Source organism: Alcaligenes sp. DN25 (genome assembly GCF_023674485.1).
In the GTDB taxonomy this organism is placed as follows: Bacteria; Pseudomonadota; Gammaproteobacteria; order Burkholderiales; family Burkholderiaceae_B; genus Alcaligenes; species Alcaligenes phenolicus.
The window spans coordinates 1985661-2007052 of record NZ_CP098408.1 but is presented as its reverse complement, the minus strand read 5'-3'; the positions used below and the strand labels follow the sequence as shown (position 1 = coordinate 2007052).

Sequence of the window (21392 nt, the reverse complement as noted above, 5' to 3'; positions counted from 1 at the left end):
TCCGCTCCGTATTTTTCCAAGCCACTCCATGCATTAAAATGCAATAAAACCCAATTTCAGGTAGCCCAGTGAAACTTTCCAATCCTGAGCAATTCAGAATTTGAATCTTATCAATAAACGGGCAGCTCAATCTCAAGACATATCGATCTAAAAATCATAACAGTGAGGCGCCAATGAAAAAGCCGCCCATAGGGCGGCCTGGCTAGTTAACGGTCTCCGTTTTTTTTGAGGTTTTATATTGAATCGTGTTTGCTCGGAAAATCACTGGGCCAGTTCATGGGCGTGTCATTCATATCCAAACCTCCTGCTGTTTATTTAATCGAGAAAGCCTAGAACGAATTTTTATCCTAACAAAAAATTTACAAACTTCAAGCACTAAATAGCATATTCAGTGTTTACCCTGTACAAATAGAAACATCAAAAAGGCTCTCGCAAGGAGAGCCTTTTATTTTCCGACTTGTGCCCCCAGATCGGGGCTTACATCAGGAGCGTCGAGCCATGGCCAGGATCACGCCAAAACCTATCATCATGCTGCCGCTAATGCGGTTCACCCAACGCAGACCACGCGCATTTTGCATCACGCCGGACAAACGAGTGCCTACATAGGCATACGCCGCAATCGCGATCACTTCCAGCAGCAGGAAAATCACACCCTGTGTCATGAAGCTAGCCCAATAGTTGTTCATATCTACAAACTGCGGGAAGAAGGCGGTGAAGATCAGAATGGCTTTAGGATTGCCGATAGCCACAAAGAACTCCTGGCGCACCAGGCCCCAGATATCTTTTTTGCTCACCTCGGTTTGCTCTGCTGATGTTTTGTTACTGGCACGCAGCACCTTGATACCCAGCCAGATCAGATACGCCGCTCCCGCAAGCTTGACCACGGTAAAGGCCGTCTCCGAAACCATCAACAAGGTTCCCATTCCCAAGGCCGCCACCACAATCATGATGGCAAAGGCGACCAGACGCCCCATGGCCGCTACCATGGCAGTCGACACCCCTTGCTTGGCCCCTACCGTCATGGACAGCAGATTATTGGGTCCGAAGGCCATATTCAGGGCAAAACAGGCGGGCAGAAACAGCAAAAGACTACTAGCGGTCATGATTCCGGCAGGCTCCATAGATAATGCCAGCCATTCAATTTGAAAGGCTGGCATTCGTCGATTGAAAACAGTGTGTATGAACTTTACTCCAGTCAGCTTTAAAATTCAGCCCTCTCAACCGGCCACGGCATTCAGCGCCACTTTGGGCGATGAACGCAAGGACACCATAAACACCAGGAAAGCCAGCATTGCCACGACACCCGGCACGGCAAAGGCCATGAAATTCATCTGCAAGGGCAACTTGGCCGCCATTAGCGTGCCGCCCAGAAAAGGCCCGGCAATCGCACCGATCCGCCCCACGCCTGAAGCCCAACCTAGTCCCGAGGAACGCATGGACAAGGGATAGAACTGCGCCGTATTGGCGTACAGCAGGATCTGCGTGCCAATGGTGGTGGCACCGGCAATCACGATCAACACATACAGCACCAGAGTCGGGCTCTTGAAACCCAGCAAGGTAATGGACACCGCCGACACCAGAAAGAACCAGGCCACCACTTTAGGCAAGCTGAAACGATCCCCCAGCCAACCACCCAGAATCGCACCAAACATGCCGCCCAGGTTCAAGGCCACCAGGAAAGACAGGCTGGAACCCAGGCTATAGCCCGCGTTGGCCATCAATTTTGGCAACCAGGAACCCAGGGCATAAACCATCAAGAGGCAGCAGAAAAACGCCACCCAGATCATCAAAGTGCCTAGCAAGCGCCCTTCCTTGACCAGATCCAGCATGGGCACTCCCGTCTTTTTCTGCTCATGCAAGGTCAAGACGGTATCGTGGGACACACCCATTTCTGGGGCCAAGGTCTGCACAATGCGGCGTGCTTTTTCCTCTTGCCCTTGGCGCATCAAAAACGCCAGTGACTCCGGCAGCTTCCAGACGATAAACGGCAGCAGCAACAACGGAATGGCTGCACAGAAAAACATGGACTGCCAGCCAAAACGAGGCAGCATGTAGATGCCAATCGCTGCCGACAACAAGCCACCCAATGAATAGCCGCTGAACATGATGGCGACCAAGGTGCTACGCGAGCGCTTGGGCGAATACTCGTTCATCAAGGCCACAGCGTTGGGCATCAAGCCGCCACAGCCCAAGCCGGCCAGAAAGCGGTAGACACCAAACTCGGTCGGTGAGCTCGCAAAGCCATTCAGGAAGGTAGCCAGACTGAACAAGGCAAAGCAGATCGTCACGCCCTTTTTACGGCCAATCTTGTCTGCCAGCGGCCCAAATACAAACGCGCCAAACATCATGCCGAACAAGGCGTAACTACCCAAGGCCCCGGCTTGCACCGGCGTCAAATTCCACTCGTCCATCAGCACCGGCAAAACCACACCGTAAATAAACAAGTCATAGCCATCGAATATCAACAACAAGGCGCACAGGCTCATCACCATCCAGTGAAAGCGCCCGAAGCGCGCCTGCTCAATCACTTCATTAACGTCTAGTGTTTTCATGATTTGTCTCCCCCAAATGGAGTTTTTTGTCTTGATGCCCTTCGCTCTACAAGCCGCCTGCATCGTTTGATCAGCCCTGGTCGCCGCCTCCTACTGGCAAGACAGTGCCGGTGATATACGAAGCCTCATCCGAGGCCAAAAACAAAATGCTGGCGGCCTGTTCATCCAGGCTCCCGTAACGCTTCATCAAACTGCTGGCCACGGTCTGATCCACAATCTGCTGATACCAGATCGCTTCTTGGGGATCATCCTGGTTCTGGGTATTGCGGGGAATACGCCGTGGCGGAGCCTCGGTCCCGCCAGGCGAGACAGCATTGACCCGAATGCCGCGCTGGGCATTCTCAAAAGCCAATGAGGCGGTCAAGGCATTGACGCCCCCTTTAGCCGCTGCATACGGCACGCGGTTAATGCTGCGAGTGGCAATCGAGGACACGTTCACAATGGCACCACTACCCTGCTCCTGCATGCTGGGTAAAACGGCATGACAGGACCACAGGGTTGGAAACAGGGAACGGCGTATCTCGGCCTCGATCTGTGCCGGTGTGTAGTGCTCGTAAGGGCGCGTCCAGATCGTTCCCCCGACGTTATTGATCAAAATATCAATACGTCCCCATTTATCCAGCGCCGCCTGGGCCGCAGCCTGAGCACCTTCAACGGTTTCCAGATCCACTTCCAGTGTCAGGACCGCCTCGCTGGCCAGTTCCCGCACCAGCTCGGATCGGTCTACGGCCAGTACCCAGGCTCCTTCAGCCTGCAAGCGCTCGGCAACACGACGGCCAATGCCTTGGGCCGCGCCCGTCACAATGGCCACTTTTTGATGAAAACGCACAGGCGCAGTCATGATCTTTCCTTGTAGGAGTCATCCAACACAGGGCGCCCCGCAAAGGGGCGCTGTCTGAATACATTTATTGGCTGGTGATGAATTTTTCGTAATAGAAATTCGCGGGAGCATGGGCTTGCGCATCAATGAACTGGCTGACGGCATCCACCATGGGTGGCGGCCCGCACAGGTACACATCCACCTGCCCTTCATGCCAATGCGCCGGATCCAGATGCTGGGTCACGTAGCCTTTGCGCTCGTGGCTGGATTGCGGGTCCACCACGCAGGTGGTGTAGCTAAAGCCGGGCAAACGCTGGGTAAAGGACTCCAACTCTGCCAGCATCACCAGATCCTGATCACGGGTGACGCCATAGACCAGATGCACAGGCTCCGTACAGCCTTGCTTGACCAGGACTTCCAGCATGGACAAGAACGGAGCCAGGCCCGTGCCGCCAGCCAGGAACAACAAGGGGCGCGTCACCTGCCGCAGATAAAAACTGCCCAAAGGCCCCGTCATTTCCACCTGCTGACCTAACGGCTGCGCCGCCAGCCAGGAACTCATCAGACCGCCCGGAACCTGCTTGATCAAGAAGCTCAAGCGCGACTCGCCCGGTGCAGAGCTAAAGGAATAGGAACGATGCGCCTGCCCGCCAGGCACCGTAATGTTCACGTACTGCCCAGGCAGAAAAGGCAAGGCTTCATCGGCGGCATCAATCTTCAGCTCGTACGCCGCGTCCTCATACTGACGGCATTCCGACACCTGCCCCTGCCACTTGGCCACGGCCGTCTTGCACACGCCCGATGAAATCGGCACAGCAATCACGCAGTCAGACTTGGGAATCATCTGGCAGGTCAGAACCAAACCCTTGTCCGCTTCTTCTTGCGTCAGGGCATCCTCGATGTAGTCATCGCCCTGCTCATACTGACCACTTTCGGCCTGACATTTACAGGTGCCGCACACGCCGTCCGAGCAATCCATGGGTAGATTGATCTGATGACGATACGCAGCATCCAGCACTTTTTCATGTTCACCACAGTCCACGAAACGGGTGACGCCGTCCTCAAAATTCAGCGCAATACGATAGCTGTTCACGACTAACCCCCAGCTTTAAATGTGATACACATCAATCACTTGACGGATGTAGTCGTTCTTGAGCACTACCTTTTTTTGCTCGATCAACCAGCCCTGCTCCTGAGGCGACAAGGTCAGGTAAATCGTGCCGAAGAACTGGTCCGTCACCCGGTAGCGATGGTTAAGCGTCAAAAAGTTGTAGCGGACGTCCACCTGCCCATCGCGCTCGGCCAGAATCTCGATATTGCTGAGCATGTGAGCGGTACGCGGCTCAGGTGTGGAGGCACCGGAGCGCTCGGTCTTGATGCGGAACACCCGATCCTCCAGACCGTTACGGTTGGGATAGAAGATCAAGGAAATCTCACTATGCGGATCTTCGGTCAACTGATCATCATCATCCCAGCAAGGCATCCAGTACTGGGCGTTGGGGCTATAGCATTCCAGCCATTCATCCCACTGACGGTCATCCAGCAAGCGGGCTTCGCGATACAGGAAAGCGCAAATAGAGTGATACGTTGCGTTCATGGCTCAGGCCTCCCCGTTTTCTGCTTTTAACGCCTGGCTCATGGTCTTGGCCCAGTACTCGTGCTGGCAGACAAACAAGCCTTCATCTTCACTACGCCCGCCACTGATCAAGGGCTTCATGCCCATGGCTTTGGCATTCTCGTCCGGCCCGTGCACCCACAAAGGCGCACCTCGGCTCAAATCATTCCAGGGCGCCGCAATACCCGCATAGCCTTCCTGACAGGCGCGGAACTCCTCCAGATCGTCTGCCGTTCCCATGCCGGACACATTGAAAAAGTCTTCGTATTGACGGATACGGATGGCACGCTGCTCAGCGCTTTCCCCTTTGGGACCAAAGCAGTAGATCGTGACTTCAGTCTTGTCCACACTGATAGGACGCGTTACCCGAATCTGGGTAGAGAACTGATCCATCAGATACACATTCGGGTACAGGCACAGATTGCGAGTCTGATTCACGATGAACTCGGCACGGTCCTCGCCCAAACGCTGCTTCAGCTCCTCGCGATGCTCGTAGACCGGACGCACGCTTGGATTCATGGTTTTGGTCCACAGCAAGATATGACCGTAATCAAAGCCATACACGCCACCCAGGCTCTTGCTCCAGCCGTTCGCATCCACCGCTTGCGTGCCGCCCTCTTTTCGGCGACCCATGGTGGCGGAGTAATTCCAGTGCACGCTGCTGACGTGGTAGCCATCCGCGCCGTTTTCCATCTGCAGTTTCCAGTTGCCATCGTAGATATAGGAAGAATTGCCACGCAGCACTTCCAGACCTTCAGGGGCTTGATCCACGATCTGATCTATGATGACCTTGGTTTCACCCAGATACTCGTCCAGAGACACCACATCCGGATTCAGGCTGCCAAATAGAAAGCCGCGATAGTTCTCAAAGCGCGCGACACGCTTCAAGTCATGCGAGCCTTCGGTATTGAACTGCTCGGGATACTGAGTGTTTTTCTCGTCCTTGACCTTGAGCAACTTGCCCGCGTTATTGAAGGTCCAGCCATGGAAAGGACAGGTAAAGCTGCCCTTATTGCCATGCTTGCGGCGGCACAACATGGCGCCGCGGTGAGCACAGGCATTGATAAAGGCATTCAAACCACCGTCCTTACCACGCGTCAAAAACACGGGCTGACGACCGATATACGTAGTGAAGTAATCATTCACATTGGGCAGTTGGCTTTCATGCGCCAGGTAGACCCAATTGCCTTCAAAAATATGCTTCATCTCCAGCTCGAACAGATCCGGATTCGTGAAGATGTCACGACGGCAGCGATACACGCCTGTTTCTTTATTTTCTTCCAGGGCGGTATCAAGCAAGTGCCTGATATCTTTAGTTTTATCCATAAGGACTGACATAATGTGGCCTTTATGAGAGTTGCAGCCGTCCCTGCCCATGCCCATGAAGGCATAGCAAGTACGCGTGATAGAAAAGAAAAATTGCTCCGGATTGAGACCGGACTGACTCGTGGCAGCGTATTGCTGGCTTAGCCTTGAGCCTGACTCAAACCCGATAGGGACACCGTCGGGCCGATATTGCCCAGCCCACTTTCGCAAGGAAATTCGGGGCTGCTCTGCATGACGTTCATTACAGTCTTTGCTCCAGCAGGCTTCCAATACAATATCGGTCCCGCTCTATAGCAAAATGCTATAGTTTGTTTTTTTTCCAATAAAATCAGAATCTTGCAGGGCATGAAAAACAAAACCTATCGTTAACCCTAGAGCTTGTCAGGTATATGCTTGAAGCTTGGATGGTCGAGATAGGTGATATATTGGTCCGGATTTTCTGGACCTGGACCACGGGCAAAGCATATGGACTTGAAACAAATCCGCTACTTTGTTGCGGTCGCCAAAGCGCGCAATTTCACTCGCGCTGCCGAGCAGTTGCACATTGCCCAACCTGCACTCAGCAGACAGATTCAGTTGCTGGAACAAGAGCTCAATGTTTTGCTGCTGTCACGGGAGAGCCGCCCCCTGCAGCTAACCGAAGCGGGCCGCATTTTTTACGAGCAATCCCTGCAATTGCTCAATCGTGTGGAGGTCATGAAAGCGGCGACCACTGAAGTCGGCCTGAACCAGCGCCCGCAATTGTCGATTGGCTTTGTAGCTTCCACCTTGTACGGCGGTCTGCCTATCCTGATTCAGAAGTTCCGCCACGCCTACCCGGATATCCGCTTTCACTTTCTGGAACTCACCAGCAGCCAGCAGATCGCCGCCTTGCGCGCCGGACGCATTGATATTGCCTTTGGACGTGTGCGTATTCATGACAGCGCGGTGTGCCGTACTGTCTTGCGTGAAGAGCGCCTGGTGCTGGCGATTCCGCCGAAAATTGATTTGGCCAAGGATCGGGGGCCGGTGTCCTTGCAGGTCATCGCCGATCACGCCTTTATTGTGTATCCCAAGTCCCCACGCCCCAGCTTTGCCGATCATGTGCTGAATATCCTGCATGACAACGCCATCTTTCCCACCGAAGTGCATGAAGTACTGGAGTTGCAGACGGCCATGGGACTGGTCGCCGGCGGCGTGGGCTTGTGCCTGATTCCTTCAGCCGCACAGATACGCAGTGATCTGGTCTACCGGCTGATTGACGACGAGAAAGTAACGTCGCCGATTATTTTCAGCCACAGGAAAAACGACAACTCCTGGTACATCGCCCAGATGCATGCCTTTATTGAGGAAATGTATGCGGAGAAACCGCCCTGGCTGATTCCGGGACACAGCGCCTTGAGTAACGGGCTGCCACCCGTCTAATACAAAAAGGCCCTGCAAAGCGTCGTTAACACTTCTTGCAAGGCCAGAAAGATGCGGCGTTCACGACCACCAGCCGCAGACCTTTTCACTGAAAAAAGGTCTGCTCGGCAGTCAGTTAAAACCGCTTAGATACGCTTGAACAGCGCTGAACGTACCTTGCCGGTTGCGCCATCCGCGGCTGTCAGGAATTGTTCCATGTGAATATCGCGCTCGAAGAGCCGGCTTTGCATCAGGGTGGAAATGGCCGCTTCAATCATGGGGGGCGGGCCACACAAGTAGGCCTTGTTACCCGAGCAACGCTGCTCAAAGAACTGCCCCACGGCTTCATGCACAAAGCCCACAAAGCCTTCCCAGGCATCATCCGGCAAAGGCGCATTCAAGGCCGGAATGTAGTGGAAATTGTCGTGCTTTTCAGCTAGTTGATAGAAATGATCCGCGTGATACAGCTCGGCTTTATTGCGCGCACCCTGGAACAGATAAATAGGACGGGTATCGCCCTCTTCCAGCAAGTCCATAATCATGGATTCGGGGCTGGACAGGCCCGAGCCACCGGCGATGAAAATGGCGCCTTGCGGGTCGGACTTGCGCACAAAGAATTGGCCGTAAGGGCCGGACACGTCCAAAGACTGCCCCACTTCCAGTTCCTCGTGTAGCCACGTCGTACCTGCGCCCCCCTCTACCTTGCGTACATGCAAATCAATAATGCCGCTCATGGACGGCGGATTCGCGATGGAAAAGGCACGGGTGCTGTCAATGGACGGCACATGAAGGTTGATGTATTGCCCGGCCTGGAACGCCATTGGGCGATCCAGTTCCAGACGGATGTGCTTGATCGTGGGCGACAAGTCTTCAATCAGGACGACCTTGCCCTGATAGTCCTCCACCGGCAGGCCCTGGAAGTCCGGGTCTACGTCGATATCGGCCTCGATGACCATATCGGATTCGGGCAGGCAACAGCAAGCCAGCAGCTTGCCTTCGTCCCGCTCCGAATCCATCAGGGCAAAGCTGGACGCATCACCTGCGTCTGCATAGCCTTCCAGCACCTGCACCTTGCAGGTGCCGCACGTGCCATGTCCACAGGCAAAAGGCAACCAAACCCCTTGTCGCAACGCAGCGTCCAACAAGGTTTGTCCATCTTCCACCTCTACCACATCACCTGTGGGTTCTACGGTTACCTGATACGTCATTGCTGCCTCCGCCTCTTATACGCCCGTACCCTTGTAGCCATTCAGGCCCGGGGTCTTGAAACGCAACAAGGATTTGTGATCAAAGCCCTTGGAACCCAGGGTGTCGTCAGGATTCAGTTCAACCGCCTCGCCATTCAAATTCCATTGCACCTTGCTCCATTCGATCTGCTCGAAGTCAGGATGCTGGGCAAAGCCGGCAGGCAACAGTTGCTGGATCATCTGGGACACGGTCATGTCGGGCTGAACCAGAAAGGCCTTGGCCGAGCAGAACAAAAGGTGCTCGTCCCAGCCGATATACAGCAACATGCTGTCGCCATAGTGCGACTGCTGGTCGCGCGCATAGCCTTGGTAGTCCGGGGTAATTGCAGTAACTGCCATATTGATCTCCAATTTTTATAGGTAGTGGCAGTGCTCACCGAGGCACTGCCCTTTTTCTCGTGTGACTAGGCCGTCACTCCTTTCCATTCGTTCCAGCGTGCCTCGTCCACCGAGCCCTTGAAGTCCATATTGTCGACACCCACGTTCAGCTGGTAGTAGTCGCTCAGGATCTTCTCCAGCTCGGGACCACCGCAGCCACCTTGCAGGATCTGGTTCACTGGCAGCCAGGCCTGGATGTACTTTTCGGGCTCGTGCTCGAAAATGTCGCGGCAGCCGTCCGAGCAGGTGTGATAGCGCTCGCCCTTGTACTGGCTTTGACGGTAGGTAATTTCGTCGGGTTTTTCCATGTCGGTAAAGGTCATGGGCACCTGACATACCTGACACAGCTGCGGCAGACCGCTGGAGTAAAAGCGCTTGCCTTCGGCTTCCATCTTCTTGGCCATTTCCCAGCGTGGGCGGTAGTACTTGTCGAAAGTATCGGGGTACTTGGCGCTCAACCAATCCAATTCCTCGTCGCTAGGGATCCAGGTGTGGAAACCGGCAGCGTGACCGAAGTTGTAGAAGATCCACCAGGCCTGGTGCGAGATGTGCTCTTTCTCTTTTTCGATCACTTCGCTGTACTTGGGCATGCGGATGCCGTAGCGGGCCAGATCCTTGAACAGTGCACCACCAGCCTGTTCGAAATAGACCTCCCAGGCTTCTTTCCAGGACATGACCTTGTTGGGCAGCATGTAGTCCATCATCATGCCGACCACGGACAGCAGGCGGGTGCCGCGCCAGAACCATTTGTCGATCCACTGCTGAACGATAGGCACGTTGTCCTCGTGCTGCTCCAGCAGGAACTTGATCACTTCCAGGCCCAGTGTCATGTGGCGTGCTTCGTCAGACTGCGAGCTGAAACCGAAAGTCACCGTGGCCATGTCGCCGTTGTAGGCTGCACCCGACATGAAGGGCACGAACAGCAGGTTGGTCAGCACGTACTCGAAGGAGAAGCTGATTGCCAGCAGGAACTCGAAGGGGCCGGCAGCGCGGGCATCTTCAAAAAAGGACTTGGGCACCGACAGGTACCAGACCCGGTCGTGCATATGGCTCCAGTCCTGGAAGCCATTGAAAAACTTGTTGTAATGGCTCATGGCGTGAACCTGCGTCTGGACGTGACGCAGCTCGTCAATCGACTGCATCTGACACGCAATACGTGCGCCGATGCCGCTGAATTGACGTCCCACATGGGAGTAGCCCTGGTAAGCCTGGTATTCCAGCGGGGTCACCGCGGTCAGAAACACCTTGATCGCGTTCAAGTAACGCGGGTCGGAAATATTCATCTGGCCATTGTTCTGCGCGAAGGCATCAAAAATGGCGTACAGCTTCTTTTCTTTTTCGGCCTGGTATTTCCAGTACGCGTCCATTGTCAGACGGAACGGATCTTCCCATTTGGACCAATCGGTAATCTTGATGCCCTCAAACTCCTCGTAGGGGAAGGCGTCCTTGCGATCCTGGTAGCTGAATTCCCAGTCCAGATCACGAGTCAGATAGCGATATTTGTCTTTGATATTTAGTTTTTTCGTGGCCATGTTGCCCCCTTTTCTGATTTAGCTGTTCCAGTGCAAAAACAAGCGGTCTTCATCTTCATCCACGTTGCCACCCAAGGTGATCAGATTCAGATGCAGCTCCTGCATGTCCCACTGCTGCCCATACTTTTCTTCCACGGTCTCGCGCTTGACGGTCAGCTGGCCCACGCACTCAATGCGAATCATGGCTGGCTGATAAATCACCGTGGCGTCCGGGTTGTCCTCTTCGATTGCCTCGACGATGTAGCGCGACATGTCGTTGTCTTGCAGACCGATATAAACCTTGGATGTCATCAGGCTTCTCCACCCAGGCTCAAGCCTGCTTTCGTGACGCGTTTGGCAATGGTTTCCTGCGCTTGCTCCCAGACCTGATCCGCCTGGTCGGCAAAGGCAGCCTGGATGTACGGCATGAAGGCGGCTTGCACTTGTGGCAGCCACTGATTCAGCCAGCTTTGCAGTTGCTGCTTGTTTTCCTCACTTTCAGCCGCCGCGATCTTGAAGACGCTATCGCTCCAGTTGGACAGGTCTTTATGGCACTCCAGCATGAACTCCAGCAGCATATCCAGATCGCGGCCGCCTTCCTTGGCCAGATCCGCGACCAGACCCTGATACACCACTTGATGCACCACGGTATTGATCAGCAAGGACTGCACCAACAGCAGTTCAAACCAGTCTTTCTGGACCAGCGTTTTTTCGCACAAGGCGCGCAGACCTTGCCAAGCCGCATCCTGCATCCAGGCCTCTTTGGCTTGGCTCAGGGAATCGGCGCTATTGCCATCAATCAGCAGCCCAATACGGGAGACGTATTGCGCCATACCCAGCGAGTCCATCCCGGCATAGAGACAGGCTTGGGTAATGGTGGTGCCATACCCGTAAGCCGAGCCGGACATGAAATTCAGGTTGGCGGTTTGCTCGATGTGACGCAAAGGCAGCAGCAAGCGGGTGACCTTGGCTTTGACGTCCTCGCTCAGATACTGAGCCAGTTCCCGCTTTTCAAAAAAGCCGTAATTGGTTTCAGCCGATTCCTGCATGCGGGCACGGTTTTGCACGTAAGCACCGTAGTAGAACTGACGAGGGTCACGGAACACATACCAGTCCTTCATTTGAATGGCGGTGTGTGTGGGGTCGTTCAGGGTCTTGTCCGGCATCCACAGGGGTCGGTAATGGAAGTTGGCCGTCGCCTGGGCGTCGTATGTGGCTTCCTGGTAGCGCGTGGCCGGTTTTTCGCCAAAGCGGCGGGCCACGTTGGCAAAGGTTTGCCGCACGGGCTGCAAACTGGCCGTTTTAATTTCTAATGTCATCCTCTTGTTCTCCTGAATAAAACCTACTGGGCTTCAGCCTGACGACTGTTGCCGACCAAAGTGTCATAACCAAAACGCCATTTCTCTTCGTTCTCGTCATTGACCCGCATTTGCTCATCGCTCATGGGCTGGACATTGTTTTGCAGACAAAACTGCTCAAACGCCGCCGGGGGCATGACCAGTTCCACAAACAGGTCCGGCTGGCCGATGGCAAAATCAAACTCCACAAAACGGGCGTTGGCCGGACTGCGTACGCGTACGTACTTTGTCAAAGTGGGCAAGCTCGTGTCTGACATCTGTTCTCCTCCTGATCAAGCTGTTGCATGAGTGTCCACAGCCTGTTCATAGCAAACCGCGTGCCAACTTTAAATTTGAAGGATTTAACCCTTTAGGATTAAAGAGATAGCTGAAACCCGGCCTAGAAGGAATGCGGCCTGCGAAGGGGTGGCGGCAGGAAAATTGATCATTTGATCAAGTGCTTAGCGCCGTTTTCATCAAATGCTGAGTTAGGGTAAAACCTTAGCAAAATCCCTTTTATCCGTCCTCTGGACACTATTATGTTTTCCTTGAGTCACTGGAAAGACAGGCGGCATACTGGTTTTAGAACACTCAAAACCACAATAAGAAATCACAGGATGGAGACAGCCATGGGGGCTACTGAACTCACACTGCCATTAAGTCAGGACCTGATCGACGCCATTCGTTTTGATGCGCGGGAAGGCAAAATATGGTTTGGCGAGCAGCGCATGCTCTTGCTGCACGCCAGCGGTTTTGGCCAGCTACGCAAGGAGCTGATTGCCTCTTTGGGCAGCGAGCGCGCCAAATACTTTCTGATGCGCTTTGGCTACCACGCGGGCATGAAAGATGCCGAGGTCTCACAAAAAGTGCGCCCGGACCTGTCACTGAAAGAGACCTTTTTGGCTGGCCCGCAAATGCACACCATCCGCGGCATGGTCAAAGTCGTCCCTACCGCCCTGACCTTTGACCGCGACGCAGGCCAGTACTACGGCGAATTTGACTGGTTTGACTCCTATGAAGTCAGCAATCACCAGAAAGAACATGGCCAGTCCAGCGAGCCGGTCTGTTGGAGCTTGCTGGGCTATGCCAGCGGCTACACCAGCTTCTATATGGGCAAGAGCATCATTTACAAAGAAACCCAATGCGGCGCCATGGGCCATAGCCACTGCAAGATCGTGGGCAAGCCAGCCGAGGAATGGGAAGATGATGACCCCGAGATTGACCGTTTCATGCTGCCCGATCCAGTCCAGGACGAACTGTTTGCCTTGCGATGTGAGCTGGTGAAGTTGCGCGAACAGGAGTTCAAGCACTCCAGCGCCAACTTCACCTTGCCCAACTCCATTGGTCAGTCCGCCGCTTACCAGGCCGCCTGTCATCTGCTGGAAAAGGCGGCGCAAAGCAAAGTCTCCGTGCTGCTGCTGGGGGAAACCGGCGTAGGGAAAGAAGCTTTCGCACGCGGCCTGCACGCCGCCAGCGACCGGGCTGATCAACCCTTTGTTGCAGTGAACTGTGCATCCATTCCCCCGGAGCTGATTGAGTCAGAGCTGTTTGGTGTCGAGAAAGGCGCTTATACCGGCGCACATAAATCCCGCCCCGGACGCTTTGAGCGTGCCCAGAGCGGCACCATCTTTCTGGATGAAATCGTGGAGCTATCGCCACGGTCCCAAGCCGCCCTGCTGCGTGTATTGCAAGAACAGGAACTGGAACGCGTGGGTGATGAGAACACTCGCCATATCGACGTGCGCGTGGTGGCGGCCACCAACGAGGATTTGGCCGAAGCCGTACAGAAAGGCACCTTCCGTGCCGACCTGTACTACCGCCTGAATGTCTTTCCCATTCACATTCCGCCGCTGCGCGAGCGTAAAGAAGACATTCCGCTGCTGACCGAATACTTTCTGAACAAATACTCCAGCATGTACAAAAAGCACGTGCTGGGAGTGAGCGACCGCAGCCGTGAATTACTGATGCAATACGACTGGCCAGGCAATATCCGCGAATTTGAAAACATGATCGAACGTGGCGTCATCCTGACCGAGCACAATCACGAAATCGAAACTCACCACCTGTTCCCGCAACAGAAAAGTGCCTTGCAGTATTTGAGCAGTTTGAATACGCAAGGCTTTATGGCGAAAGAGTCCTGTTTCAGCGCAAACCAGACGCAATATCTGGAGAACCTGCTGGAAACGCCCTTCAACCTGGACGACCTGGAAGAACAGATCATCCAGCTGACGCTGAAGAAAACGAACGGGAATATTTCAGAAGCTGCGCGACGACTGGGGCTGACACGCCCTGCTTTGGCATACAGGCTGAAGAAGGTAGCGATACCGACATAGGGACAACAGCGCTGCCCAGGCTATCGGCTAAGCCCGACCAAACCTTGCCTCTGCAACAATTTCCCAGTTTTGGCACTTAACCAAAAATATGCTGACCTTGCAGCAACCTGGCACCTATGCCGAAGGCCCCCAGCATGAACAAACCAATCAAAACGGCATAGAGGATACTTAAGGACCAGCCCAGAAGCCGGGCGTCACGCCTTGCACCCATCGATAAGGATCGACAAACCCTGCCGTAATACCTGTTCACCACAAAGATCAGCCAAGAAAAACCGACACCGATACTGGCAAATATATAATTGATTGCCCCATACTGGACTTGTGGATTGGCCAACCCATCAATTAAAAAGATCAGAGCCAGAATAAATACGAGCGAAGAGAGAGCTGTTGCCAGCACAGAGGCCACTTGATGAAACGACGACTCCCACTTAATGCCCATGCCCTCTCCTTACAGCCGCATACATCCTTAACCAAGCCAGACCAGACCTAACTCCCGCTGCATGCCTCGGCCCCCACTTTTTTAACATCACTGTAGCGCCCTTGGCTAGTTTTAACAGTGATACATGTCTGGTTTGAATCGTTCCACCACATGGCACTTAAACCCTGCACTCTCACTGGCACGTACCCTTCTTTTTGCAACCGCATTTCCCCGCCTGCCGCACGAGCATCTTGCAAGCTAAGCGGATTGAACTCAGAAGAAGGCCTAGAGCTTGGCTCAAACTGCACCAACTCTTGTGCCAGCACTTCAATCACAGGGCCCCGTCTACGAATAACAGCCTCCTGAGCATGTATGACGCTCTCCTTGCCGGTTACTGTCACATCACCCGAAGCTTTCAGCTCATGCGTGCTCAACACGTCAACCTGGTCCGCCTGTATGTGTATCCGTCCTAGTTGAGCACTCTCTTGCATACTTGAAGCGAAGGCTGGTACAGAGGCAAAGGTCAGGCCCAAAACCAAATTAGAAAATAACTTATGCACTGTTTATCCTCGACATTTTCAAAATAACACTTGATTACCCCCAATCCCAAGACTATTTATACTCCAGCAGCCAAACATCAACCGAACACCGTGCTACGCCCAACACTGGCATGATTCACCCCACCTACTACAATGGGGGCTTATCTAAGGAGTCTTATGTTGGAATTTCAGCCCCGTGAACGGGCGTATTTATCTGGTATCCGTGCCCTGTCCCAAGATCAGGACGACAATGACGTGTTTGTGGGTATGACCGTAGCCGAGTCCATCTGGTACGCAAACTACGTAGCGCAGTCATACAACGGGGATGTAGCGCGAGGCGATGAGGCCGAAGCACGTTACCTGGCCCTGCATGATCAGCACGAGCAGGCACGCCGTGCCGTACTGGCATCAGAAGCTCTGCTGCAATCGTTCGACACAGCCACTCAGTCATCCTGAGCACATAGCGACACTCTCCAGGCCGGGCAAGCATGCCAGTAGCCCAGTTTCATCAAGCCTGGTTTGCTCGCCCATAAAAGAAGCTCGCCCATTTTTAAACAGGCGGGCTTTTTTTATGGATGCGGACTCCAGCTTCTGCTACGCGCAGCTTGGCTTGGCTTGGCTTGGCTTGGCTTGGCTTGGCTTGGCTTGGCTTGGCTTGGCTTGGCTTGGCAACATCAAACTAGCTGCCGTACAAAGAAACAAGCTACAGCCGCAACTCCTTGGACAAAAAGGTTTGCACCCGCTGCGGCCTGCCATCCAGATGACCAAAGAACACATCCGTGGGCACATCTTCCAGAATCTGACCCTGATCCATGAAAACCATCCGATCCGCCACCTTGCGGGCAAAGCCCATCTCATGGGTCACGCACATCATGGTCATCCCCTCTTCCGCCAAACTAACCATTACGTCCAGCACCTCGTTGACCATTTCAGGATCCAGAGCCGAAGTAGGCTCGTCAAACAACATGCAGACCGGATCCATGCACAAGGCCCGCGCAATGGCGACACGTTGTTGCTGCCCGCCCGACAAACTGGCTGGATAACGATCCGACAGCGCTTTCAGGCCCACCCTGTCCAGGTACAGCAAGGCCCGATCATTCGCTTCGTCCCGCTCCCTGCCCAGCACTTTACGCTGCGCCAAGGTCAGATTGGCCAAGACGTTCAGATGTGGAAACAGCTCGAAGTTCTGAAAAACCATCCCGACCCGACTGCGCAAGTCGGACAGATTCGTTGCCGGATCACCGACAGAAATCCCATCCACAACAATCGTGCCCTGCTGAAACGGTTCCAGACCATTGACGGTTTTCAACAAGGTGGACTTGCCCGAGCCCGAAGGCCCGCACACCACCACGACTTCCTGACGGTCCACCTGGGCCGTGCAGTTCTTGAGCACCTGAAACGTGCCATACCACTTGGAAACACTATCGATACGGATCATTCGCCATCCAGTCGCAGATGTTTGTCATAACGTCGAGCCACACGATTCGCAATCAACTCCAGCGTTGCGCAGATCACGTAGTACATCAGCCCGACAAACAAGAAGATTTCAGTGGGGTGCACCATAACCCGGTTGCTGACCTGGGTGGCCACAAAAGACAGTTCCGCCACGCCAATAACGTAGGCCAGCGACGTGTCCTTGATCAAGGCAACCCACTGATTAATAAAAGAAGGCAGCATCACCGGCAAAGCTTGCGGCAGGATGATGGACTTCATGATTTGGGCAGTTTTCAGGCCCAGGGCCTTGCCCGCTTGCCATTGCCCCGCCGGCAAGCTGCTGATGCCCGCAAATACCGAGTGCGCCAGATAGGCGCCACCAATCAAGGACAAGGCGCAGACGACGGTAAACAGGCCCGGCACATCCACCTTGAACAGAATGGGCAGCAGAAAATACACCCAGAAAATCAGCATGATGACGGGGATAGCGCGGAAAAAGCCCAGAAACAGCAGCAAAGCGGTATGCGCCACACCACGCGTCAAGACCAGAGCTATACCAAAAGCCAGGCCCAGAACGGCCGACAAGCCTGCTGAAAGCACGCTTAGCAAGAGCGTTAACGCAGCACCGCCCAAAGGGCCATGCGGATACGCCCCCACCAGGAAGTACAGCAAATTGTCATGAATTACGTCGAAGTCCATTACAGCCCACCTCGCACTTGCAGACGGTGGCGTTGTAACCACTGCCCAGCCACTTCAACCAGCATGACCAGCAAGACATACAACAGCGTTGCAATCCCAAAGGACTGGAAGGTCTTGAAAGTTTCAGTCTCCACCTGACGAGACGCATAAGACAGCTCTGCCAAGCCAATGGCCATGGTCAACGAGGTGTTCTTGATGACATTCATGTACTGCCCGATCAGCGAGGGAAAGGTATTGCGCAAGGCCTGCGGCATCACCACATAGCGCCAGACCTGCATGGAAGACATGCCCAAGGAGGCTGCTGCGGCCCACTGCCCTTTGCGAACTGCCCGCACACCAGAACGAAATTCTTCTGCAACAAAAGCCGTGGTGTAGATCGTCAAACCTGCAAAAGCGGCCAGCATCTCGAAACTGGGCCAATGCACATCGAACAAGACCAGTTGCAAGACATGCTGGGTGTTCAACCATTGAACCAGCTCCGGCGGCATCAACACCGAGGCACCGAAATACCAGAAAAACAGTTGCACCAACAAGGGCGTATTACGGAACAGACTCAGGTAAGCACGTACTGGCCAGGCCAGCCAGGCAAACGGCGAGAGCCTGGCAATACAAACCAGAAAACCCAAAACAGTTGCAGCGAAGGAGACGACTAAAGAGAGCTGGATCGTGACCCAGAACCCTTGCAGCAACCAACCCACATAGTGGGGTGCCAGCCAGAAATCAGAAGACGGCATAGCAAACACCAAAAAGCAGGATCAAGTGATCCCGCTGTTAAAAACACAAACAGGAAAAGGCCAGCCTGAACATTCAAGGCTGGCTTGCAAGCAAGTGATGACTTACTGTTGCTGACCGATGCGGTACAAGCGCTCCAGCGGTGTTTTGGACTGAGGGCCAAACCAGGCGTCATAAATGGCTTGTGCCTTGCCCTGGCTTTCCAGCTCCAGCAAAGTTTCATCCACAAAAGACTTCAGTGCTGTCTCGCCTTTGGGGATACCAATGCCGATCAAGTCCTCGGAAATGCTGAAGGCCGGGATTTCATAGTTTTCCTTGTCCGGCACGTTCGCCAGCAAACCGATCAGCTTGGGACCATCCTGAGTGATGGCCTGCACGTTACCGTTACGCAAAGCGGTGAAGGCGAAGGGCGTATCGTCATAGGCAAGCAGCTTGGCCTGGGGGTATTTTTCACGCAGAACGATCTCATTGACCGTCCCTTTATCCACACCAATACGCAGCGAGTTCAACTGCTCGGGCGAGGACAAGACGCCTTTTTTAGCCAGGAACTGCTGGCCCGATGCAAAGTACGGAATGCTGAAATCTACCTGTTTGGCGCGCTCTTCCGTGATGGTGAAGTTGGCCAAAACCAGATCTACTTTATTGGACGTCAACAGCGGCACACGATTGGCCGGGTTGGTTGGCAAGACTTCCAGCTTCACGCCCAGCTTGTCAGCCAGAGCCTGAGCAAAATCCACATCCAGACCGGTGATCTGGCGGGACTTCTGATCCACAAAACCAAAAGGTGGATTGCTGTCGAAAGACGCTACTTTCAAGACACCCGTTTTCTTGATGTCATCCAGACGATCAGCCTGGGCCACTCCAGCCACCAACGCCAGGGTAAGGGTCGCGGCAATGCTTAAAAACGACTTCATAGTAAAAACATTCCGATAAAAAAATGGCACGTCCGATACATACCGTCGTGCCATTCGACCACAGCCGCAAGCTCTTCAAAACGATCTAATTTCCCCATGCTTATAACTAAAAACGCTAAGAGGATATACTGTTTTATGCAGGCGCAGAAGCCTCGATCATCGAATGCACGCTACTGCTTGGTGGAAATCACCTTTTGGACCGCAAAGCCTTGGGATGCCGCGTAATCCAGCAAGTCACTGACAAGCTGCGGATCAGCCTGTTTTTGTCGGGACAAGACCCAGAGATATTTTCGATCCGGCGTACCGACCAAAGAATACTGGTAGTCCCCTTCCAGCTTCATGATCCAGTAGTCACCCCACACCATAGGGAACCAGGACAGCCATTTCGGAGCAAAACGCACTTCTAGTATCGCCGGATCAACAGGCTCCACACTCGTCGACAAGCGCCCCTGCCCGATGGCTTCCTTCACCTCACCGTCCGTACCCTGACAACGATTGGTAACGGTAATCGTCTTGTCCGCTTCCATCACGTAATTAGCTTGCACATCTCCGGCACATTCACGCTGAAAGTTATTGGGTAGACGCGCCTGCTCGTACCAGGTGCCCATGTACTTACCCAGGTCTACATCTTCCTGGGTCGCCAGATCGGCATTGGAAGAAGCACAAGCGACCAATAACGTAGACAGCGACAGGAAAAAAATTCTTTTCATTACGGAGTTCTCCTTATAGATGACCCAAGATCGAGTTTATGGAATCGTCCTTTGATAGTTCGACCAGTCCAGTTTTCAGCAAGCACTGCCCTGGCCCCTGCATATGCATCTGGCCAGTCATAGCATCACGAAAACAGCTTAACCACCTCTTCGCCCGTCATCTCTCGCGTTTTGTTAGCGAATGCGTAGTTGTCAGGCTTGTCATCAATAAAGACCTGCAGCTCGAACGGCCAGCTCGCGCTGTCCTTGAACAAGCCAGCAGAAACAGCATGGAAACCACCGGCCTTGAGCTTGTAAAACAAGTGCGTACCGCATACATCACAGAAACTGCGCTCCGCCCACTCCGAAGAAGCATAGGAACGCACATGCTCCGCGCCTTCAATTACTGGGGCCTCATGGGACTCCAGCGACAAGAAGGGGCCACCGGACCAGCTGCGGCAGATGCCGCAATGGCAAGCGCTGATCGAAGGTTTTTGCTGCTGAAAACTGATCGAGACGGCACCGCACAGACAGTTGCCGTGAATCGTGGATTTATTGTTTGCCATACGAGCCTCTGTAGGTAGATGGATAAGCAATTCTAACGGCTGAATCGTCCCGTAATGGAAATTCGATATGAGGCTTTCCCAAGGCCAGGTGCAACAAAACCTGGGCCCCAGAAACAACATTGCCCGCTACAAAGCGGGCTTATTCGTGCAGTCCGCCATAACGGACCCTTACTCATTTACTGCTGCTTGATGCTCATGTTTTCTTCAAGGCTAACGGTGCAAGACCTCCCTTTGCCAATCGTCCTGATACGGCCTTTAATGGTCACCGTGTCACCCATATTGAACACATTCAGTTGCTCGGTGCGGCGGTTGATCAAGGAAGAAAAGACGATAGGCCCACTGCTGACTCGAACGTCAAACTGTTTGGCACTGCCCCATACTTTTGAGTTCATGCCACTCATGGCCTCAGCCAATGTGTTTTGCTCCATGGCCACCAATTTGCCAGTTACCTCAACGGTTTTCCCACTGTACTTGTTCACAGCACGCGCATGATTGGAACGCATCTCTGAACAAATCTGTGCCGGAGTGTCAGCAATCGGGCCCGCCCCCATCGCTTCATTGACACTGGCAAACGCATCATCAATGCCTTTAGTCATGGAGTTCATCGTTTCACATCCCGCCAAGCCCACTGACAGGGCAGCTATAAATACGATCTTCTTCATTTCCCGCTTCCTTTATTACCAAAAAAAATAAGCGGCGAGTATAGCAGGAAGGGTCGGCCTATTAAGGACAAAAAAGCATAAAGCCAGACGATGGACACTTTACATAAAACTTAATTAATTTTGAAGAATTTTTCCTACCTTTTTCCGTTGAAAACCAGGCTCAACACTCCCTTATCAAACCCACAAAAAACCTCCTCAAAGACAAGCCCTTGCTTTCCAGCGTAACGCCCCAAAGTA

24 protein-coding genes are annotated in these 21392 nt (G+C 53.7%); 3 read left to right on the top strand and 21 right to left on the bottom strand.

Features of this window, described 5'->3' with window-relative positions; translation table 11 throughout:
- Window positions 1-482: 482 nt before the first annotated feature.
- The 6 genes from NBV64_RS09360 to NBV64_RS09335 form a co-directional block, all read right to left on the bottom strand.
- Complete coding sequence (locus NBV64_RS09360) at window positions 483-1103, bottom strand: LysE family translocator (protein ID WP_226348811.1); 621 nt, start codon at window positions 1101-1103, stop codon at window positions 483-485.
- Window positions 1104-1217: 114 nt separating this feature from the next.
- Window positions 1218-2552: an MFS transporter gene (locus NBV64_RS09355; protein WP_250757184.1), complete on the bottom strand. Its 1335-nt coding sequence runs from the start codon at window positions 2550-2552 to the stop codon at window positions 1218-1220.
- Between the two features lie 70 nt (window positions 2553-2622).
- The gene (locus NBV64_RS09350) at window positions 2623-3393 is read right to left on the bottom strand and encodes a 1,6-dihydroxycyclohexa-2,4-diene-1-carboxylate dehydrogenase (protein WP_035267721.1); all 771 of its coding nucleotides are present in this window, start codon (window positions 3391-3393) and stop codon (window positions 2623-2625) included.
- Between the two features lie 64 nt (window positions 3394-3457).
- Complete coding sequence (gene benC / locus NBV64_RS09345) at window positions 3458-4465, bottom strand: benzoate 1,2-dioxygenase electron transfer component BenC (RefSeq protein WP_250757182.1); 1008 nt, start codon at window positions 4463-4465, stop codon at window positions 3458-3460.
- Between the two features lie 15 nt (window positions 4466-4480).
- Window positions 4481-4969, bottom strand: coding sequence for a benzoate 1,2-dioxygenase small subunit (gene benB / locus NBV64_RS09340; RefSeq protein WP_009454444.1), 489 nt, complete (start codon window positions 4967-4969; stop codon window positions 4481-4483).
- Window positions 4970-4972: 3 nt separating this feature from the next.
- Complete coding sequence (locus tag NBV64_RS09335; protein WP_250757180.1) at window positions 4973-6325, bottom strand: Rieske 2Fe-2S domain-containing protein; 1353 nt, start codon at window positions 6323-6325, stop codon at window positions 4973-4975.
- Window positions 6326-6778: 453 nt separating this feature from the next.
- On the opposite strand from NBV64_RS09335, the gene NBV64_RS09330 reads away from it, so the two are divergent.
- Complete coding sequence (locus NBV64_RS09330; protein WP_009454446.1) at window positions 6779-7717, top strand: LysR substrate-binding domain-containing protein; 939 nt, start codon at window positions 6779-6781, stop codon at window positions 7715-7717.
- 125 nt (window positions 7718-7842) lie between these two features.
- Here NBV64_RS09330 and NBV64_RS09325 read toward each other — a convergent pair whose 3' ends face one another.
- The 6 genes from NBV64_RS09325 to NBV64_RS09300 form a co-directional block, all read right to left on the bottom strand.
- Window positions 7843-8904 (bottom strand): NADH:ubiquinone reductase (Na(+)-transporting) subunit F, encoded by a 1062-nt coding sequence (locus NBV64_RS09325; RefSeq protein ID WP_009454447.1) that lies wholly within the window; start codon window positions 8902-8904, stop codon window positions 7843-7845.
- Between the two features lie 15 nt (window positions 8905-8919).
- Window positions 8920-9282 (bottom strand): phenol hydroxylase subunit P4, encoded by a 363-nt coding sequence (locus NBV64_RS09320; RefSeq protein WP_035267737.1) that lies wholly within the window; start codon window positions 9280-9282, stop codon window positions 8920-8922.
- A 65-nt stretch (window positions 9283-9347) separates the two neighbouring features.
- Window positions 9348-10853: an aromatic/alkene/methane monooxygenase hydroxylase/oxygenase subunit alpha gene (locus NBV64_RS09315; RefSeq protein WP_021446663.1), complete on the bottom strand. Its 1506-nt coding sequence runs from the start codon at window positions 10851-10853 to the stop codon at window positions 9348-9350.
- Window positions 10854-10871: 18 nt separating this feature from the next.
- Window positions 10872-11144, bottom strand: coding sequence for an MmoB/DmpM family protein (locus NBV64_RS09310; RefSeq protein WP_003800437.1), 273 nt, complete (start codon window positions 11142-11144; stop codon window positions 10872-10874).
- Complete coding sequence (locus NBV64_RS09305) at window positions 11144-12151, bottom strand: aromatic/alkene monooxygenase hydroxylase subunit beta (protein WP_009454450.1); 1008 nt, start codon at window positions 12149-12151, stop codon at window positions 11144-11146. Before NBV64_RS09305 ends, NBV64_RS09310 begins: the two co-directional genes overlap by 1 nt.
- A 23-nt stretch (window positions 12152-12174) precedes the next feature.
- Window positions 12175-12447 (bottom strand): phenol hydroxylase subunit, encoded by a 273-nt coding sequence (locus NBV64_RS09300; RefSeq protein ID WP_009454452.1) that lies wholly within the window; start codon window positions 12445-12447, stop codon window positions 12175-12177.
- 351 nt (window positions 12448-12798) lie between these two features.
- Here NBV64_RS09300 and NBV64_RS09295 point away from each other — a divergent pair, with 351 nt between their 5' ends.
- Window positions 12799-14502 (top strand): sigma-54-dependent Fis family transcriptional regulator, encoded by a 1704-nt coding sequence (locus tag NBV64_RS09295; protein WP_009454454.1) that lies wholly within the window; start codon window positions 12799-12801, stop codon window positions 14500-14502.
- 76 nt (window positions 14503-14578) lie between these two features.
- Here NBV64_RS09295 and NBV64_RS09290 read toward each other — a convergent pair whose 3' ends face one another.
- Both NBV64_RS09290 and NBV64_RS09285 read right to left on the bottom strand, forming a co-directional pair.
- The gene (locus NBV64_RS09290; RefSeq protein WP_021446664.1) at window positions 14579-14941 is read right to left on the bottom strand and encodes a hypothetical protein; all 363 of its coding nucleotides are present in this window, start codon (window positions 14939-14941) and stop codon (window positions 14579-14581) included.
- A 47-nt stretch (window positions 14942-14988) separates the two neighbouring features.
- Window positions 14989-15480, bottom strand: coding sequence for a hypothetical protein (locus tag NBV64_RS09285; RefSeq protein WP_250757179.1), 492 nt, complete (start codon window positions 15478-15480; stop codon window positions 14989-14991).
- A 156-nt stretch (window positions 15481-15636) separates the two neighbouring features.
- On the opposite strand from NBV64_RS09285, the gene NBV64_RS09280 reads away from it, so the two are divergent.
- The gene (locus tag NBV64_RS09280; protein WP_009454468.1) at window positions 15637-15915 is read left to right on the top strand and encodes a hypothetical protein; all 279 of its coding nucleotides are present in this window, start codon (window positions 15637-15639) and stop codon (window positions 15913-15915) included.
- 247 nt (window positions 15916-16162) lie between these two features.
- On the opposite strand, the gene NBV64_RS09275 is transcribed toward NBV64_RS09280, so the two are convergent.
- The 7 genes from NBV64_RS09275 to NBV64_RS09245 form a co-directional block, all read right to left on the bottom strand.
- A complete protein-coding gene (locus NBV64_RS09275; RefSeq protein ID WP_250757178.1) occupies window positions 16163-16897 on the bottom strand; it encodes an amino acid ABC transporter ATP-binding protein in 735 nt (244 codons plus the stop codon).
- Window positions 16894-17592: an amino acid ABC transporter permease gene (locus tag NBV64_RS09270; RefSeq protein WP_250757177.1), complete on the bottom strand. Its 699-nt coding sequence runs from the start codon at window positions 17590-17592 to the stop codon at window positions 16894-16896. The genes NBV64_RS09275 and NBV64_RS09270 overlap by 4 nt, the downstream gene beginning before the upstream one ends.
- Window positions 17592-18326 carry an amino acid ABC transporter permease gene (locus NBV64_RS09265; RefSeq protein WP_250757176.1) on the bottom strand — a complete coding sequence of 245 codons (735 nt, stop codon included), beginning with the start codon at window positions 18324-18326 and terminating at the stop codon, window positions 17592-17594. Before NBV64_RS09265 ends, NBV64_RS09270 begins: the two co-directional genes overlap by 1 nt.
- A 102-nt stretch (window positions 18327-18428) precedes the next feature.
- Entirely contained in the window at window positions 18429-19238 is an 810-nt protein-coding gene (locus NBV64_RS09260) for an ABC transporter substrate-binding protein (protein WP_250757175.1), read from the bottom strand.
- A 170-nt stretch (window positions 19239-19408) separates the two neighbouring features.
- A complete protein-coding gene (locus NBV64_RS09255; protein ID WP_009454491.1) occupies window positions 19409-19948 on the bottom strand; it encodes a lipocalin family protein in 540 nt (179 codons plus the stop codon).
- 125 nt (window positions 19949-20073) lie between these two features.
- A complete protein-coding gene (locus NBV64_RS09250; protein WP_009454492.1) occupies window positions 20074-20493 on the bottom strand; it encodes a GFA family protein in 420 nt (139 codons plus the stop codon).
- A 176-nt stretch (window positions 20494-20669) separates the two neighbouring features.
- Window positions 20670-21155 (bottom strand): hypothetical protein, encoded by a 486-nt coding sequence (locus NBV64_RS09245; protein ID WP_250757174.1) that lies wholly within the window; start codon window positions 21153-21155, stop codon window positions 20670-20672.
- Between the last annotated feature and the right edge of the window lie 237 nt (window positions 21156-21392).